This is a genomic window from Chryseobacterium sp. JUb7 (assembly GCF_024806495.1).
Classification (GTDB): Bacteria; Bacteroidota; Bacteroidia; order Flavobacteriales; family Weeksellaceae; genus Chryseobacterium.
The window spans coordinates 319,129-337,395 of sequence record NZ_JANUFF010000003.1; the positions used below are offsets into that span (position 1 = coordinate 319,129).

Here is an 18,267-nt window from a genome sequence, read left to right on the forward strand (position 1 = left end):
ATTATTTATTTAATTGTAGTTTTTATAACCACCCCGTCAAAAATTCTTTGAATTTTCGCCACCCCTCCAAAGGAGGGGAATTTGTGGGTGGAAAATTTATCCTACCTTAATTCCTGTTCTCATTTTAGCACTTCTGGCTCTTGAGTTTTCTTCGATTTCCTTGTCGTCAGGAATAATCGCTTTACTCTTTACCAGTTCAAATGCTTTGGTATAATTTCCGTAAATGTCTCTTTGAGGTTCTCCTTCAAACATTCCGTTTTTCAAAAATCTTTTTACCAGTCTGTCTTCTAAAGAATGGTAAGAAATAACAACCAATCTGCCTTCAGGTCTTAAGACATTATATGCCTGAACAAGCATTTCTTTTAAAACTTCCAGTTCCTGGTTGACCTCAATTCTTATCGCCTGAAAAAGCTGAGCATAAAATTTATTAACCTTATGCGGAGGAAGATAGCTGAATAATTTTTTCAAATCTTCCGTGGTATTAATGCTTTTATTTTTTCTGTGATGAACGATGTCTCTTGCAAGTTTTCTTGCTTCTCTGAGTTCACCGTAGTAATAAAAAATATCAGCAAGCTGCTCTTCTTCGTAATCATTGATCACTCTTTTGGCATCAAGACCCTGCATGACATTCATCCTCATGTCCAAAGGTGCATCGCTTCTCGTTGAAAAACCTCTCTCAGCTTCGTCAAACTGATGCGATGAAACACCAAGATCTGCCAGAACGCCATCAATCTGAGAAATCCCATACATTAGCAGAGAGTTTTCCAGAAATCTGAAATTCTGATTAATCAATGTGAATCTCGGGTCATCAATTGTATTTTTAAGAGCATCTAAATCCTGGTCAAAACTGAACAGTCTTCCTTTTTCCGAAAGTCTGCTCAATATTTCTCTTGAGTGGCCACCGCCACCAAAAGTACAGTCCACGTATGTTCCGTCTGGATTCGTCACCAAATCATCAACACTTTGCTTCAACAAAACGGGGTTATGATACATGTCTAAATTGTGTTTTTTTACGCTTTTTATCAGCGTGGTTATTCTTCATCGAAAGCGCCCATTACATCTTCAGCCAGGCTTGCAAAATCAAGTTCATTGGTGGAAATTACCTTTTCATAGGCTTCTTTATCCCAAATTTCAAACAGTTCTCCTGCGCTTGTAATCACAATGTCCTTCTGAAGGGTTGCGAAATGCATGAGGTCTTTTGAAATCTGTAATCTTCCAGCATTATCCAATTCTACCGTTTTTACTCCTGCCGTAAACATTCTAATGAAATCAGCATTCTTTTTAATGAATCTGTTTAGCTTATTAATTTTGCCCATCATTTTGTCCCATGCATTCATAGGATAAACTTCCAGACAAGGTTGGAACACAGATCTCTTGACTACAAACGCCTTATCATCGAAGTTCTCCATCTGTTTAATTAAAGATGAAGGAACTTTTAAGCGGCCTTTGTCGTCAATTTTACACTCATATGTCCCAATGAAACTTTTCATTTGGAGCAAATTTATATAATAATTTCCAAAAATTCCCACTTTTTCCCACTTTTTGACTCAATGTTAATAAGTTTTATTAAAGATTTAGATTTTAAGGTGTAAAATACTGATATGTTGTAGTTTGTGAAATGTGTTGTTTAAGCCATAATAAAGAGATTTTCAAAAAAAGAGTTAAAAAAACGGTTATTATATTATTTTTATTTTAAATTAGGGTAATCAAAATATTTTTGAGGTTTAATTTGTATTTTTGCAAGGCTTTATTAAGGCATTTTATGATATTTAGTACAAAAAAAGAAAAGAAATATACCTTTGTAGAAGCGGGGGAAGGACATCCATTGGTGCTATTGCACGGTTTAATGGGTGGTTTGAGTAATTTCGATAAGATGGTGAATTTTTTTTCAGAGAAAGGATTTAAGGTCTATGTACCTCAATTACCGATCTATGATTTGCCGGTACTCAATACGAATCTTACCACGATTGCAAAATATATTATAAAGTTTATTGAAAGCCATATTGAAGGGCCTGTTACCATTGTCGGAAATTCGATGGGTGGTCATGTAGGGCTTATTTTAACATTGGCGAGACCCGATTTGGTCAAGAATCTTGTCCTTACGGGAAGTTCCGGTTTATATGAAAGAACTTTCGGAGACAGCTTTCCGAGAAAAAATGACCGTTCTTATATAAGGAAGAAAACGGAAGAGGTTTTTTATGACCCTTCTGTGGCTACTGAAGACCTGGTAGATGAAGTTTTTGGTGTTGTGAATGACAGGATGAAAGGTATAAAAACGGTAATGCTGGCAAGAAGTGCCATCAAACACAATATGCTGAATGATCTTCCGAAAATCTTAACACCAACGTGTCTGATCTGGGGGAAACAGGATAATGTAACGCCTCCTGAAGTTGCGGAAGATATGCACAAGTTTATTCCGAATTCAGACTTGTTCTGGATTGATAAATGCGGTCATGCTGCGATGATGGAAAAGCCGGATGAATTTAATGAAATTCTCTACAGCTGGTTAAAAGATAAAGTTTAAAACAAAATATAAATGAACCATTAAGAGCTTTTCTTAATGGTTTGTTTTTCTAAAAAATTTTCTAAAAAATGGTTATTAAAACTGCAAATTTTGTAAAGAGTAGCGGAAAATGGCAAGACTGCCCGGAACCTACAATTCCCGAATATGCTTTTATCGGAAGGTCCAACGTGGGAAAATCTTCATTGATTAATGCAATGATGAATCACAAAGATTTGGCTAAAACGTCTGGAACTCCCGGAAAAACTCAGCTTATTAATCATTTTTTAGTGAATGAAAATTGGTATTTAACCGATTTGCCGGGTTACGGATATGCGAAAGTCTCTAAATCAATTAGAAAAGATTTTGAAAAACTGATCACAAATTATATCTTAAACAGACGAAATTTAGTGAATCTTTTTGTTTTGGTAGATTCAAGACATACACCTCAAAAGATTGATCTGGAATTTATTCAGTGGTGTGGTGAAAGTGGGGTGCCATTCTCTATTGTATTTACGAAAGTAGATAAGCTGAAACCGAATATCGCCATTAAAAATGTAGAGAACTATAAAGCGGAGCTTCACAAAACATGGGAGGATCTTCCGGAGATTTATGTGACTTCTGCGGAAAAGAAAGTGGGTGGAGAAGAGATCCTGAATTTTATACAAAAAACCAACGAATTTTTAATCAATAATAATGTAAGTTTCGATGAGTAATATTATCTGGAAGATTAAGAGCTTCGAAGAATTCACTGTTCCTGAGCTTTATGCTGTTTTAAAAGCCCGTATTGATGTTTTTGTCATCGAACAGAATTGTCCGTATCCTGATTTAGATAATTATGATCAGAAAGCCCTTCATATCTGGGCAGAAGAAGATGGTGAGATACTGGCTTACTGCAGAGTTTTTGATAAAAGGATAAAATACGATGAAACCTCTCTTGGAAGAGTATTGACAACGGAAAAAGCAAGAGGAAAGAGCCTTGGAAAACTGCTGATAAAATATGCTGTTGATACCATAGAAAACAGGTTTCAGACTTCCGAAATCAGAATTTCTGCACAGGATTATTTATTGAGATTCTATTCAGGTTTTGGATTTGTAGATACCGGGAAGAAATATTTGGAAGACGACATTCCTCATACGGAAATGTTGAGAAAATAAAGAAAAGCGAAGAACTCAGTTCTTCGCTTTTTTAGTTATATGTGGAGTGTTTTTATGGTTTTAGTTATTTTACATCCTTATAAAATACGTATCCTATTTTACCTGTTGTTTTGATTTGCACTTTAATCCAAGAACCTTGTTTGGAAAGTTGGATCAATTTTTCGCTTTTAGGGACTGCTGCTATTATTTTGGATTTTACGGTTGGTTTTTCGTAAATATTTGTTGTTGCAATTCCAGCAATGTATTTGGGAGAGTTGATATTTACATTTACTTCATCTATTGAAACCTTTGGAGTCTTGGTAGACTTTCCTTTTGGGGATTTATAGGATTCCGAAGTTGACGTTTTTTTAGAAGTATTTTTTTTCTTAAAATATCCCGAAGATCCTCCTCCACAGACCCCACATGTTCCACCGCTACTGCAATGCCCACAACGTGAGCAATTTGAGCAAGCAGAGCAATTTGCAGAACCAGTACATCTTCCGCCATGACCCACATTATCGTTGGCTTTAAAACAAGAATTCAATATAAATGAGCTGAATGTAAGTATGATGAATAGTATTAATTTTTTCATGAGAGTTAATTATAATTTTCTAATGTTTGGTGAAGTTGATTTCTAAAGTTATAGATTTCGTCAAGGCTGTTTAATAGAACTTTTTCTCCAGCTTCTTTTCCGTTATGGAAGGTTTCCAGATATTTATTAGATGTATTAAAGTGAAGTCTGCAAAGCGGTTTTCTGTTATTATCGTCTAATAAGATTCCAAAGTAGGATAAGGTATCTCTATAAGCAATTCTTGCAGAAGGAATTCTTTCTCTTAAGATAGCTTTTACAATTTGGAAGCCCTCAAGTTCCTCTTCGGTAGTTACAATTTTGGAATCGTTATTTTCATCAATAGGTTGAGCTGTTTTTATATCTTCATCTTGTTTTTCAATCTGCTCGTTAATACTTAATGCAGATTTTAGTCTGAAGCTGATGGATTCATTGATCGATGTTGTTAAAGCTTTTTTGGTATATTCTTTAAATGAAACCAATCTGTTGGCGGTCATTGGTTTTTCGAAAAATCTACTCACCAAAAGTTTTACTAGTTCATCAGAAGGATTTTCAATTTCTTTTTCGAACTCTTTTCTGACTGCTTTGATGTATTTTAAAGCTTCTGCTGAGTCCAGAATGCTTTCCAGATTATAATCCTTTTTAGTAAAACTTTCCAGAATTTTGATTGAACTATCCTTTAAATCTTCAATATTAATCGTGAAAAAAGGCTTTTCATCCATAATATTGGGTTTCTCAAGATCGGTGTAGAAATTATAAATAATTCCGTTGGTGAGAACTCCAAATCTCGTTTTAGAAACATGATAATATCTGTGAAGCTGAGAATTATGAGCATCAGCACTTTCTTTCCAGTGTTTGCACTCGATAATGAAAATTGGCTCATCATTATTCTTGATGACATAATCTACCTTTTCTCCTTTTTTTGTACCGATGTCGCAAACATGTTCGGGAATAACTTCGGTCGGGTTGAAAATATCATACCCTAAAATTTGTATAAAAGGCATTACAAAAGCATTTTTCGTTGCTTCTTCTGTTCCGATTTGTTCTTTTAAGCCTACGACCTTTTGGTGTAGTTGTTCAAGTTTTATTTTAAGATCCATGATTTTTTATTTAGCAAAATCTCTCCGAAATTTCTTGTTCATCGAGAATTTGATTATTGGGTAAAATGATTTGAAGTTTTCCTGTTATTGGATTTTCAATGAGATGAGCTTCTGATCTGCAGTTTTAAAACCTATATCGAAAAGCTTTCAACCCTGAAATAAAACCATCATTCATTGTTTTTTCATAAACATGCTTTGAGCAACTTTGTCTGAAAATACATTTCCTCCTTTTTTGGGGAGGAGTGGTAATCCAATAGATTTTAATTAGAAAAATTAATAGTTTTTTCATTTTCTTCTCTGCTAAAGACAACCATTTGATAAGAAGTCATATAGCCCGGTTGGGTTGTATTTCCAAAACAACCTTCAACAGGTTGTATGTATGTAGATATACTTTCTACTCTTATATATATTCAACCATTATTTGTATGAACTTTTATTAAGTTGTCAAGTTGTTCTGCAATATTTTTTGCTCTCATATTTTGTTGATTTGCGGTAGCTACAAATGGGATTACTTTATACTCCATGATTTCGTTTTTATTTAACACTCCAAAAATAGATCTATAAAAAATCCAATCCTTACGGCTTTCCGTAAAAACAATAAAACCTCTCAAAATTGAAAGGTTTTTATTGAAGAATATTTTTATAGGGTTTAGATGATTCCCAGATCTTTACAAAATGCAACCAATTGCTCATTGCTGGTGACTTCCAGATCTTCTTTTAAGCTGTTGAGCTTTTTCTCTACGCTGCTTAAACTATTAGGTCTGATGTCTTTTTCCTGAAGGTGCGTAGGAATATTTTTCTGCAGAATCCCTTTAGAAAGAAGAGATACTAAGGTAATATCGTAGGCGGAAAATTCATAACTGTTGAGTTTTTTGACTTCCTGTTTCAGATCAAGGGATAAATAATTCTCATTGATAAAAACAGAGGCTATGGATTTTTTTAGTTCCTTGGAATCATTTCGGGCTTTACGTACGTACCCGTTGATTTTATAATCAGAAAAAAGAGAATCTATAACTCCGGATTTATGCTCTGCTGAAAAAACAATTACTTTCAGAGAAGGCTGTAATTCTTTTACTTTTTCGATCAGATCTCTTCCGTCTTTAAGGTTTTGTTCACGGTGATCTTCTTCATAATAAAGATCGGTAATCAAAAGATCATAAGGTGAATTTTCGCGAATGGATTTTTGAACTTTTGCTAAGGCATCATCACAGTAGTACACATAATCAACATCCGGAATATGAAGTTCTTCCAATGTTTTCTGAACAGAAATACTGATACTTTCGTGGTCTTCGGCTATTAAAATTTTTTTGAACATTCTTTTTTCTTTTTTTTATGAAGCAGGAAATGAAATAATAATTCTCAACCCTTTTTCGGTTTCGGTGTCAAAAATAATTTTCCCACGGATGTTTTCTATACGGGAAACCGTAGATTTAAGGCCATTGTTAAAAATAGGTTCACCGGAAATTCCAATTCCATTATCTGTATATTGGACTGTAACGGTATCGTTAATTCGCTCAAATTTAAATGCGACTCTGTCTGCTTTGCTGTGTTTTTTCATATTCACGAGCAATTCACGGGTGATCTGAAAAATTTCCTCCTGTATTGAAGATTTAAGATCTTTCCAGATTTCATGATCATTTCCGGCAATATAAGTATTCACGGAATCATTTTTAAATGAAGCGATAAGATCCGAAATTTTCTTACCAAACTGTAGATCTCCATGTTTAGAATCTTCTTTTTCGTAAGAGATATCTCTTGATTTTTCATACACAAATTCCAGTTCGTCAAGTGCCTCGTTTTTGTCGAAATGTTCCTTATTTTCAATCTTCGTCATTACCTGATAAATTCCGTTGGCAACGACATCATGAACTTTTTTGGATAGCTTGAGTTGCGTGTTTTTGACTTCCAGTTCTTTTTCCTGTTCTAGTCTTTTCTTTCTTTTTTTATACAGGAAAAAGCCACCGATTAAGAGAAAAAACAATGTGACAATACCAATATTACGTAGGATAATGTGGTTTTCTCTTTCAGCTACATCGGCTTTTAAGCTTAAGTTTTCAGTTTTTTCTTTTTCAATACCATAGCGGAAATAGGCAAATTGATTTTTTGCTTTGTTTCTAGAAATAAGAAGACTATCATTAAGAAACTGATATTCCTTAAAATATTTTGAAATATTATCTGGATTAAGCTCTATCAGCTTAATTAATGCCTGAAGTTTATCTTCTGGATTTTTCACGGCTATAGCAGTTTGTAGCATTTTTTTTGTATAGAAAAGTGCTTTGTTTTTATCTTTTGTTTTAAAATATTCAGATAATGTGTAATAGCTCGCATTTAACCCTTCTGTATCATTGTTTTCCTCTCTTATTTTTAATGCTTTGTAAAATTCAGGAAGAGGGTTGTAATTGTTATCTCTCATGTACTTAGCCTTAGCTAAGTTATTTAAAGCTCTTGAGTATTCCGTACGATCTCTAATAGCAATAGCTTGTTTGAGATATAAAATAGCATTTTTCGGATCATTTTTTTTTAAGAAAGCAACACCCAAGTTATTGTAATAGGTAAATTTTGTTTTATTGTTAATAGCATAGTTAATAGCATTTTTATAAAAAATAATAGCATTATCATATTCGTACATAAAACCATAAGCCACTCCCATATTATTATAACTAGAAGCTAAATCTCTTTTGTTGATACTATCTTTTATATTGGTAAGAAACTTATTTGCCTCTAGAGAAGTTTCAATTGAACCGTAAAAATCTCCTTTTCCAGTTTCAATAATAGCCATATTGACTAAACACTGTCCGACTCTTAATGAATCGTAGCTTTTAATATATTCATCTTTAGCTAAAACATAATAATAGAAGGCTGAATCAGTTATTTTTGAATTTCTGAAAGCTCTTGCTTTTTCATGAAATAAATTTTCTTTTTTAGTACTTTCTGATAATAGTTCCTGTTTAGAGCAGGAATAGAGAATGAATAATATTATTAAAAATAGTATTTTTTTCATGGATCAAAATATTAGTTTGTAGTGCAAAGTAAGAAAAAGGACAGATTTATGCAATCTGTCCTTTATATGATTAAGGATTTGTGTATGGAGGAGGTGTTTGTCCCGTATCACCTGTTGTTCCTCCGCCAGGACCTCCTTCGCCGGTTCCCGTTCCACCACCTGGATTACTCGGTCCGCTTTGAACGGTTACCGGATTTTGGTTATTATGACATGCTGCTGTATTTGCGTTATTATTCCCGAATGCTAGTGAAATTAGCATCAATATTAAGTTTAACATTTTTAAAAAATTTTGAAGTTGAAATTGTTTTTCTTCCTCTCGTAATCTTGATCACGAGCTGTACACGATTTGAAATTTCGAAGCGCTTCTTAAATTTTTTGGGAAGTAGAACCTTCAAAAACGGAAGAGAAACATCTGCTTCCCAACCCGGAGTTTTCTTCCGTTTTATCTGGTGATTTTTGAAATCAGTTTTGTAAATTTGTTTTTGTCTTTTGTTTTAATTGTTTGTTTATCAACTGATTTCTGAGTACAAATTTCTAGGAATTTTAGGAGTCAATTGCAGACAAAACATTGACATCGATTGACAAAATATGGACAGGAACTTGTTACGGAAACCCGTAATGCGACACGATAGAAAATCAAGTATTTTGTAATTGCTTTAAAAACTAATTATGTCCAAAAGAAAACTACTAATTCATGAGGTATTCGAACAAGCGAAAAGAGAGTCCGGAAGAGACACAAAAAGTGGAATAGCAACTTATTTATGGACTTATTTTGAAGAACATCTGAACTATATTATTTCGGATAGGACTTTTATTAGGTATTATGAGACTTTTATAGAAAATAATAGAGAGACTAATATTAGCCCTGATAGGCTAGATAAGTTAAGTCAATATATAGGATATGAGAATTTTAGTGACTTTAATCCAACATTTGAAAAGAAAATAGAAAATGAAGAAGAGAGTACAACTTCAGTTAAGTTTCTTTTAGATGGTGAAGAGGTCTCTGTACCGGAAAAGATTTTTAATATCATTATTAAAATTACCAATAATCCCAATTTTAATGTTCCCGACTTTATGAAGAAAAATGGTTTGGGTGTATTGGAATTTGTGTTTGTTGCACTACTTGTAACTGGTGGCGTTGTTTTTTCAAATCCTATAGATAAGAATAAAAGCAATATCTTTAGTTTTACGAGTTCAATAAAACAAACAAATAAGAATTATATGTATTGGGATGGAGAACAGTATAATGAAACGGACAGTAGTTATATTGGGCCTGAATATGAAGTTATTGCAATTGATGAAAAATTAGTTAAACATTTTAAAAGAATCACAAGAAAAGATACAATGACAGTTGATAACTCTCTTGGAAGAACTTGGTATTCTAAATATTATGGAAATGTTGAATTTTTTACATCAGACGGAATTGATCCTGACAATAAAAGAGAATTAAAAAAATCTACTGCTACCATGATTGAAAAATATGCAGGAAAAAATGCAGATTCAATCCAAGCACAATAATTTTCCTTCACAATAATTTAAAGTTCAATTAAAACGATTCACGTGATATTCCTTTACTTTCGTCTTATTTTAAGATGAATAAAGGAATATTCTCATTTTTACTAATTACGTTTTCGTTGTTTTCAGCTCAGCAAAAACCGACGCAGATTGCTTTTCTTTCAGATGTGCATTTTCAGGATTTGTATGGAAGTTTTTCGGATCATGATTTTAAAGGGATCATCAATCCTAAAACTGGAAAGCCAACTATTTTGAGAACGATGGATTCTCAGCTGTATTCGACCAGAATTTTTAATGAAAACTATTTTGCTTTTCTGAAAGCATTGGATGATATTGCCGCAAAAGGAATTAAAATTGTCGCCATGCCTGGTGATTTTTCGGATGATGGACAAGCGTATAATCTTCGGGGACTTCACAAAATTTTGGATCAGTATCATACAAAATATGGAATTGATTTTTACATCACAACAGGCAATCACGATCCTGTGGGACCATTTCGACAGGATGCCGGAAAAGATGATTTTTTAGGAGAAGATGGAAGCCCGTTAGGAATTTACAGCCAAGAGAAGCTTGGGAAAACAAAACATAAAATCATTACAAAAGACATTGCAGAATCTGGTTATCTGGAAATTTTGGAGGAATTGAAGAGTTTTGGTTTTTATCCCAAAAAAGGGAACATGTATTGGAGCACTCCATTTGACTCTAACTCATTTAAAGACTATTCTTTCGAAAAAGCACTTCATAATGCTGATTATTCAAGGAGGATGTATGAAGTTTCAGAAGGATTTTCTGTTCCGGATTTAAGTTATGTGGTTGAGCCCGTGAAAGGAGTCTGGATGATGGCAATTGATGGTAATACATATATCCCCAAAAGCCTTAAAGAACATTCCGGTGATCCTGGCAACTACCGTGGGGCAAGTATAGGATACAATAATGTTTTAACCCATAAAAAGCATCTGATCGATTGGGTGAAAAAAATTACTCAGGAAGCCAAAATTAACGGAAAAATAGTCATTGCATTTACTCATTATCCCATGATAGATTTTAATGATGGCGCAACAGGAGAAATAAAAAATCTGTTGGGTGAGAAAAAATGGCAACTGGAAAGAGTCCCTGATGAACAGGTTGCGAAAGTTTTTGCAGAAGCCGGTTTACAAATCCATTTTGCTGGGCATATGCATATTAATGACACTGGAATTCGGTCAGTTGACGATCATATGCTGGTAAACGTTCAGGTTCCTTCATTGGCGGCATATCTTCCGGCATATAAAATTCTTACTGTAAAATCTCCTGACATTATGGAAGTTCAAACGGAAGTTTTAAATGATGTTCCCCGTTTTGATGAGCTGTTTCCACTATACGAAAAGGAATATAAGACCTTACAAAAAGCTAAAAACAAAGTGATCTGGAATAAAGATATTTTGAAGTCGAAATCATACCATGATTTTATGTTGTTTCATTTAAAAGAGCTCGTTCGTCTGAGAATGATTCCCGACGACTGGCCAAAAGATTTCATCGAAAAAGCAGAGAAATTGAATGGTGAAGATTTGTTATTATTAGTTCAAAGTAAAGAACAACTAAGGGAAAAAGGAATTAACTCAAAAGCCTTTAAAAATTGGAATTTTGAAGATCTTTTATTGGATTTATACAAGTTTCAATCTGCGGATGAATTAGCGAAAAAAGATATTTCAAAAGAAAGATTACAACAATATCAAGCTTTAGAAAAACTCTATCAAGAAAATGAACCGCAAGATCTGTTGATTTTACAAATAAAATCTGTTTTTAAAATTCTCTCTTTGCTTTCGAACAGCGATCCGGCAGACCATTTTGAAGTTAATTTAGAAAAACAAGAAATTAAAAGATTGTAATTTTTTTTATTTCCCACGCAGATCTGCACAGATGTTTGAGTATTAAGTTAAACGCAAAGATTTTATTATTGAATTTTTGATTTTTAGAATAGCAAAGGCAAATAAATTTATTTCGCGAAGCTTGAAAATACAGCTTCATCTTTGCTTCTTAAAGTATTAATTACAATAAAATAGATCTTTGCGTTAAGAAAATTTCTCATAGATTTGGCGGATTAAGCAGGTGTTTTTTGTATTATTTTTCCGTGTTTATTCGTGAAAAATATTTGTGATAAAAAAATTAAAAAAACAGAAAAGACCATCAATATTCTGACAGCCTTTTCTTATCAATCTAATCGTAAAAAATGTTCTATTTTCCGTTCACAGGATTTTTTCTTTCGTAAGTATTATTATCAAAACTAATTTTATAGTTCGATTTAAACAAATTACTTGGCTGATAATAATCCGTTGTAATCACCTGTGCACCGCTTTCTTTTGCTTTTTCAAATCTTGAATAATCTTCTTTTCTCGCTTCCATCGTATCCGCATCGGCTCTTGTTCGGATGATGTAACCTTGCTTCACCAAATCATTGATTTTCGGACTTGGATCGTTCATAAATAAAACCGCAGACTCAGGAGTTCCTGGCACTGAGTTGGTGAAAATCATTCTTCCTTTCAAAGACGGGTGATCTTTAATGTATAAATCTCTGTTTTCACTGTTGTTATCGAGTACAAAAAGAAATTTACCTTTAGCATCTTTCACTTTTGGCCAATTTTGATGTAAAACAGCTTCATGTAACGTTTTATAATTACCGCGGATATCATCAGGAGTGATGATTTTACTTTTTCCTAAATACTTTTTAAGCTCGTTATCCAGTTGATCAAAAAGCACGGATGTATAATGCTCAGGTTCTGTTCCGAATTGATTGGCCTTTCCGTCTTTGGGTTCGAGTGTAATAAATACAGGGTCGTGGTCGGGATGTGCATCAGACCATTTTTTCAGATCTTTCAGACAGTCCTCTAATGTATAGTACCAGGTCTGATAATCAATATCCGTAATATGAATCATTTTATAACCCGGCTTTTTCATTTTTCCTTCGGGATCAAAAGGCTGTGTTGTTTTTACCAGATCCAAAATTTTCGGATGAGCATATTTTCCGCCTTTACTGTCTGCATAGACATCAATTTCAAGATTTCTTAGCCCCAGGTCCAGTTGCTGGGGAATAGGGATATGTTCATATTGAATTCTCGGAAGAAGATTCAGCGTGTCTTTTTGGGACAGATAGCTGTAAACTTCCGGAAGAATAGCCTTTTTATAAGAGTTGTGTGAGCCGATCACCTGAATCTGGTTGATCTTAAGATCATTTAACTGCTGAGCCTGTAACCAGGAAACTGAGAATGAAGATAAATATAAACCGAATAAAACTGCCTTTTTCATGCTATCAAATTTGTATCTGCGAAATTAATGAGTCCGGACCGCTTGCAAATTATATATTATGTTAAGTGTTTTTTAAGATTATGTAACGGATGAAAAATTTAAACTTATAACTTATTGATAATTAATTATATTCTATTTTCTCGATTTGGGATATTTATATTTTGTTGATTTTAACATAATACTCTGTTAAAATGATTTCAGTATAAACGAATTTACTTTGTATGCCGAAAAACTAACAATGTGCTGAAATGAAAAACCACTGTTGCGGGAACAACAGCGGCTTTTATCAAGCAATGTAATGTCTTGCAATTACTTTACTTAATGATATGTACCACAAAATTAATTTTTTTAAGTTTAAAAAGCTAATTCCAATTGCATTAATCTTTCTCGTATCGGGAAATGTTTACGCAGAAGAATTTACTAAAAATGCCCCTGTGCACTCACAGGTCAATGAAACGATCACCGGAAAGATCCTGGATCAGGAAGGTAAGGGTATTAAAGGAGCTGTTATCACCGTTGTTGAAAGCGGAGTGACAGCCACTACTGATGCTGAAGGAAACTTTACGGTCGAGGCATCTATCGGTCAGAATTTAATGATTTCCTACGATGGATTCGAAGATCAGAAAGTCAGAATTTCCAACACGACTATTTCCATTAATCTGCAGTCAAAAAAGGATACTTCTATTGCTGAGGTGACTTTAGTGGGGTATGGATCTCAGAAAAAATCGGATTTAACAGGAGCAGTAAGCCAGTTAAAGGCTGAAAATTTTAAAGATGGAATGAATATCTCCGTAGATAATCTGATGCAGGGTAAAATCGCAGGTGTCCGTATCGTTCAGTCGAGTGGAGAGCCGGGAGCGGGAGTGAATGTTACCATCAGAGGGATCGGATCGATCAGGAGTGGGAGTACTCCTCTGTTTGTCGTAGACGGCGTTCCTTTGAGTAATGATGCAGTAAGTGCACAAAGTCCAAACGTTGGTTTAGGAAATGCACAGGCAAAAAACCCATTAAACTTCCTGAATACATCGGATATAGAATCAATCACAGTGTTGAAAGATGCTTCTGCAGCTGCCATTTATGGAGCCAGAGGTTCCAACGGTGTTGTCTTGGTAACAACAAAAAGAGGAAAAAAGGGCGAGCCGATGTTTACATATGACACGTATTTAGGATTTTCTTCTGTAATTAAAAAATTGGATTTAATGACGGCCGATGAATACAGAGCGGCAGGAATCAATAAATTATATGACCACGGGGGAAGCACAGACTGGCAGGATGAACTTTACAGAAATGCCGTTTCATCAAACCACTCGGTTTCATTCTCAAAAGCTACAGAAACCGGAAACTATTTTGCATCCCTTTCTCATATGGATCAGGATGGTATTGTGCTGAACAGTGGTTTCAAAAGAACGACGGCCCGTTTGAACGCAGAAGAGTCTTTTTTTGATAATAAAAGATTAAAAGTTAAGGTAAATCTTACCGCAAGTGATATTAAAGAAACCGGAATTCCGAACGGTGGTAACGCAGGATCGGACGGTCAGGTAATTATCCACGCTTTAATGGCCAATCCTACCCGTTCTGTATATGATGAAAATGGAAGTTATACCAATTTCAACATGAATGCTCACTATAATCCTTTGTATTTATTAAGTGTTTATAATGATAAAACCAATACCTTCAGAGTATTAGGGAATACAGAAGCTACGTTGAGAATCTTACCGGGACTAAATTATAAATTCAATTTAGGAATAGACAAAACAATGTCGGAAAGGAATACAACGATGTATCCGAATGTTACCGACAGAACGCCAAAAGGGATGTACGTTCAGGCAAATCTTGATTCTTATAATGTGCTTCTGGAACATTATTTAACATATGACCTTAGCTTAAATAAGCATAATTTCAGCTTATTGGGAGGTTTTTCTTACCAGAAATTCAAATCTACAGGAACTTATTTCGGAGTAAAAGATATTGCCGCTCAGGGAGCAGGAATCGCACCGGAAATTAATCCTGGATATTCAGGAACGGCATTTGTTCCGGGGGCAGGATATGCTCAGGAAAATGAGTTGCAGTCATATTTCGGAAGGGTAAATTATAATTTCGACAAAAAATATTTAATAACCGCTTCATTAAGAGCTGATGGTTCTACGCGCTTCGGTCTGAACAACAAATACGGATATTTCCCTTCAGTTGCTGTGGGATGGACGATGTCTAATGAAAATTTCCTGAAGGATTCTCAGATTGTCAATGAGTTGAAACTGAGAGGAAGCTGGGGGCAGACCGGTAACCAGGAAGTAACCAATAAGATTACTCAGGCAAGTTCTTCATTGGCACAGTCTGCAGGCTATTATTTATATGAAAACTTAAATCTGATCAATGGAGTAATCATCAACAGAACCGCTAACCCGGACCTTAAGTGGGAGGTTGTGGAACAAACCAATGTTGGAGCAGATTTCAGCTTATTTAAAAACAAACTGTACGGATCATTGGAATATTATCATAAAACAACAAAAGATCCGATCTTATTTATTACTGCCCCTCCATTGAGCCCGACCGAAAAATATTGGGTAAACGCAGCGGGGGAAATTGTTAACAAAGGTTTTGAATTCTCGTTGGGTTCAGAAATTATTAAAAATGAAAATTTTACATGGAATCTTGATGTCAACGGAGCAACAGTAAATAACGTTGTTAAAAATCTTCCGGTTTCAGCAATTTATTCCGGTGAGGTTTCCGGTCCCGGACTTTCAGGGGTTACCGCTAATATTTATAAAAACGGATATGAAGCGGGATCTTTCTATATGCTTAATTATCAGGGGATCGATGCCAACGGAAAATATATCTATGAAGATATCAACGGTGACGGAAGAATTGATCAGAATGACAGAAAAATTTTTGAAGGAGCTGTTCCCAATTTCACGTTCGGAATCAATTCTTATATGAAATACAAGAAGTTTGATTTTTCATTCTCGTTTATCGGTCAGACAGGAGGTTATTTAGTTAATAATACGGCTCTGAATTTAAATATCAACAATTTAGCTTCGGACAGAAACGTGTTGAAAAACTTCTACGATTCGGGAGCGAGCTTTACCAATCAGCCACAGCTATCTTCTTTATATCTTGAGAAGTCAGACTTTTTACGCTTGAATAACGTAAGATTAGGATACACTTTCGATATCAATCAGCTGAAATTTCTTAGAAGCATCAATCTGTATGTAAGTGCACAGAATTTATTTACCATTACCAATTATACAGGCTATGATCCACTTGTGGATACCAACAAACAGGTTGGGGGGAATCAGTCTCTGGGAATTGATTATACAACGTATCCGTCTGCGAAGACATTTATTTTGGGAGCAACCGTTAAATTTTAATTAAGTTAAAAGAAATTATGAGATCTAAATTTTTAAATATAAATAGAATCGTTTTATCTGTTGCTACATTGGCTTTAGTAGGATGTACCAACCTGGATGAAAAAGTAATTGATGAGGTATTAGGATCTGAAAATATAGATCCTGAAGCGGCGCTGACTGCTGCTTACAGTCAGTTGGGAGAAGGAACTTTTGTAGACCACGGAAACGTGTTTGCGTTACAGGAATATTCTACTGATGAGGCGATGTTGCCAACAAGAGGAAGCGATTGGGGTGATGGTGGAAAATGGAGAGCGATGCACGAATTTACCTGGGATGCAGGTAACGATGTGGTAAAAACAACCTGGAACAACCTTAATTTCGGTATTACCAAGTCTTTGACAGCAATTTCCAGCATTGAAAGGAGTTCTATTGCTAATAAATCCCTGTTTTTAGCAGAAGCAAAAGGATTGCTTGTTTATTATACCTATACAACGCTCGACCTTTTCGGACAGGCTCCTTACAGAGATCCGGGAAATCTCAGCGCACCGATTGAGATCCGAAAAGCAGAGACCACTATTGATGCTTTAATTACGGAGGTTGAGGGTCTTATTCCGTCATTGGCAGATATTAAAACTCAAAATACACATGCCGGAAGGTTTACAAAACAGGCAGCTTACGCTTTATTGGCGGATATGTATCTGAACAGGGCTGTTTTGAAGAATAAAACAGGAAGCAGCTTCAATTTTACGGAACCGGCTGTGAATGGAGGTGGAACGGATATGGATAAGGTGATTGAATATTCTAATTTACTGATCAACAATCCGAATTTCAGCTTAGAATCAAATTATTTCCACAATTTTGATATTAATAACGACACGAGTAAAGAAATGATCTTTACGGTTGTCCAGAAGAAAATTGCGAATTCAGACAAAGGTTCAGATAATGATCTGGCTTATATGTCAATGGAAAGAATTCAAAAGCCGTCGCCTGATAACAGGGGAACAAATGCCAATTGTGTTACTCCTGAATTTTATTATTCATGGACCGGAAATTTTAATGATCCCCGTTTCCAAAGAACATATCAATATGAAGACGGAACATGGTTCAGAAATGACGGAACAGATATTAGTGTACCCTCAACAAGTAAAGTGGAAGGAACAGGGAAGCCTTGGTTCCATTTCAACAGAGGACTGCAGGTTGGTCAGCAATATGGTCCTAAAATTCTTGCGAGCGGAAATTTTGATATGACCGCAGACGGAAGAATTAAAGTCTATAAATTATTCACAGAAAAAAATACAACACTTGCTGCTGATTTTACCCCTGAATTAAACTTTGATAATCCTGCAGAAGCGGTACTTACACAGGCTCAGATCAACAGAGGAGTAAGGAATTTCAAGTTTGAATTTGATCCTGGGTACGGAAACAACGGAACCAGCGGGATGGATGTTCCTTTGTACAGACTGGGAACAGTTTATATGATGAGAGCAGAAGCGTATTTCAGAAACGGAAATGTTGGAGCGGCTTTAGCTGATGTCAATAAACTGAGAACGAGCAGAACGAATGATTCATTAAAGGGTAATACCTCTGGTGTTGCTATCGGTTCTCTGGATGCCAATACATTATTTAAAGAAAGTGGGTATGAGCTGTACTGGGAAATGTACAGAAGAAAGGCGATGATCAGATTCGGAAAGTTTGATCTTCCGGGAACTGCAAAACCTGCTTCTCAGCCTTACAGAAGAATTTTTCCGATTCCTCAGGCGACAATCGATGCTTCAACAGATTTCAAGCAGAACCCAGGATATTAAGTTACTTTATAT

16 protein-coding genes are annotated in these 18,267 nt (G+C 35.0%); 7 read left to right on the forward strand and 9 right to left on the reverse strand.

Annotation, left to right across the window (positions count from 1 at the left end; genetic code table 11):
- Positions 1-96: 96 nt before the first annotated feature.
- Positions 97-993: a 16S rRNA (cytosine(1402)-N(4))-methyltransferase RsmH gene (rsmH, locus tag M2373_RS08385; protein WP_259109483.1), complete on the reverse strand. Its 897-nt coding sequence runs from the start codon at positions 991-993 to the stop codon at positions 97-99.
- Between the two features lie 38 nt (positions 994-1,031).
- Positions 1,032-1,490: a division/cell wall cluster transcriptional repressor MraZ gene (gene mraZ, locus M2373_RS08390; RefSeq protein WP_259109485.1), complete on the reverse strand. Its 459-nt coding sequence runs from the start codon at positions 1,488-1,490 to the stop codon at positions 1,032-1,034.
- 272 nt (positions 1,491-1,762) lie between these two features.
- Between mraZ and M2373_RS08395 the strand changes: the two genes are divergently transcribed.
- The 3 genes from M2373_RS08395 (at position 1,763) to M2373_RS08405 (ending at position 3,658) form a co-directional block, all read left to right on the forward strand.
- Positions 1,763-2,524, forward strand: a complete 762-nt coding sequence (locus M2373_RS08395) for an alpha/beta fold hydrolase (RefSeq protein ID WP_259109487.1) — start codon at positions 1,763-1,765, stop codon at positions 2,522-2,524.
- A 68-nt stretch (positions 2,525-2,592) separates the two neighbouring features.
- Positions 2,593-3,216, forward strand: a complete 624-nt coding sequence (gene yihA, locus M2373_RS08400) for a ribosome biogenesis GTP-binding protein YihA/YsxC (protein WP_259109489.1) — start codon at positions 2,593-2,595, stop codon at positions 3,214-3,216.
- On the forward strand, positions 3,209-3,658 hold the full coding sequence (locus M2373_RS08405; RefSeq protein WP_259109491.1) for a GNAT family N-acetyltransferase: 450 nt from the start codon (positions 3,209-3,211) through the stop codon (positions 3,656-3,658). Before yihA ends, M2373_RS08405 begins: the two co-directional genes overlap by 8 nt.
- A 64-nt stretch (positions 3,659-3,722) precedes the next feature.
- Here the strand turns inward: M2373_RS08405 and M2373_RS08410 are convergent, their stop codons facing one another.
- From M2373_RS08410 to M2373_RS08435, 6 genes are all read right to left on the reverse strand, one after another.
- Positions 3,723-4,229: an SH3 domain-containing protein gene (locus M2373_RS08410; RefSeq protein ID WP_259109493.1), complete on the reverse strand. Its 507-nt coding sequence runs from the start codon at positions 4,227-4,229 to the stop codon at positions 3,723-3,725.
- 5 nt (positions 4,230-4,234) lie between these two features.
- Positions 4,235-5,305, reverse strand: a complete 1,071-nt coding sequence (locus tag M2373_RS08415; protein WP_259109495.1) for a type I restriction endonuclease — start codon at positions 5,303-5,305, stop codon at positions 4,235-4,237.
- 124 nt (positions 5,306-5,429) lie between these two features.
- Entirely contained in the window at positions 5,430-5,594 is a 165-nt protein-coding gene (gene yidD, locus M2373_RS08420) for a membrane protein insertion efficiency factor YidD (RefSeq protein WP_259109498.1), read from the reverse strand.
- Between the two features lie 360 nt (positions 5,595-5,954).
- Entirely contained in the window at positions 5,955-6,620 is a 666-nt protein-coding gene (locus tag M2373_RS08425) for a response regulator (protein ID WP_259109500.1), read from the reverse strand.
- 15 nt (positions 6,621-6,635) lie between these two features.
- The gene (locus M2373_RS08430; protein WP_259109502.1) at positions 6,636-8,306 is read right to left on the reverse strand and encodes a tetratricopeptide repeat-containing sensor histidine kinase; all 1,671 of its coding nucleotides are present in this window, start codon (positions 8,304-8,306) and stop codon (positions 6,636-6,638) included.
- A gap of 70 nt (positions 8,307-8,376) precedes the next feature.
- Positions 8,377-8,565, reverse strand: coding sequence for a hypothetical protein (locus tag M2373_RS08435; RefSeq protein ID WP_259109504.1), 189 nt, complete (start codon positions 8,563-8,565; stop codon positions 8,377-8,379).
- Positions 8,566-8,975: 410 nt separating this feature from the next.
- Here M2373_RS08435 and M2373_RS08440 point away from each other — a divergent pair, with 410 nt between their 5' ends.
- Together M2373_RS08440 and M2373_RS08445 are read left to right on the forward strand one after the other, a co-directional pair.
- Positions 8,976-9,824 (forward strand): hypothetical protein, encoded by an 849-nt coding sequence (locus M2373_RS08440; RefSeq protein WP_259109506.1) that lies wholly within the window; start codon positions 8,976-8,978, stop codon positions 9,822-9,824.
- 74 nt (positions 9,825-9,898) lie between these two features.
- Positions 9,899-11,689 (forward strand): metallophosphoesterase, encoded by a 1,791-nt coding sequence (locus M2373_RS08445; protein WP_259109508.1) that lies wholly within the window; start codon positions 9,899-9,901, stop codon positions 11,687-11,689.
- 346 nt (positions 11,690-12,035) lie between these two features.
- Here M2373_RS08445 and M2373_RS08450 read toward each other — a convergent pair whose 3' ends face one another.
- Positions 12,036-13,103 (reverse strand): phosphatidylinositol-specific phospholipase C1-like protein, encoded by a 1,068-nt coding sequence (locus M2373_RS08450; RefSeq protein ID WP_259109510.1) that lies wholly within the window; start codon positions 13,101-13,103, stop codon positions 12,036-12,038.
- A 326-nt stretch (positions 13,104-13,429) separates the two neighbouring features.
- Here M2373_RS08450 and M2373_RS08455 point away from each other — a divergent pair, with 326 nt between their 5' ends.
- Together M2373_RS08455 and M2373_RS08460 are read left to right on the forward strand one after the other, a co-directional pair.
- Complete coding sequence (locus M2373_RS08455) at positions 13,430-16,471, forward strand: TonB-dependent receptor (protein ID WP_259109512.1); 3,042 nt, start codon at positions 13,430-13,432, stop codon at positions 16,469-16,471.
- Positions 16,472-16,488: 17 nt separating this feature from the next.
- Positions 16,489-18,255 carry a RagB/SusD family nutrient uptake outer membrane protein gene (locus tag M2373_RS08460; RefSeq protein ID WP_259109514.1) on the forward strand — a complete coding sequence of 589 codons (1,767 nt, stop codon included), beginning with the start codon at positions 16,489-16,491 and terminating at the stop codon, positions 18,253-18,255.
- Positions 18,256-18,267 lie beyond the last annotated feature (12 nt).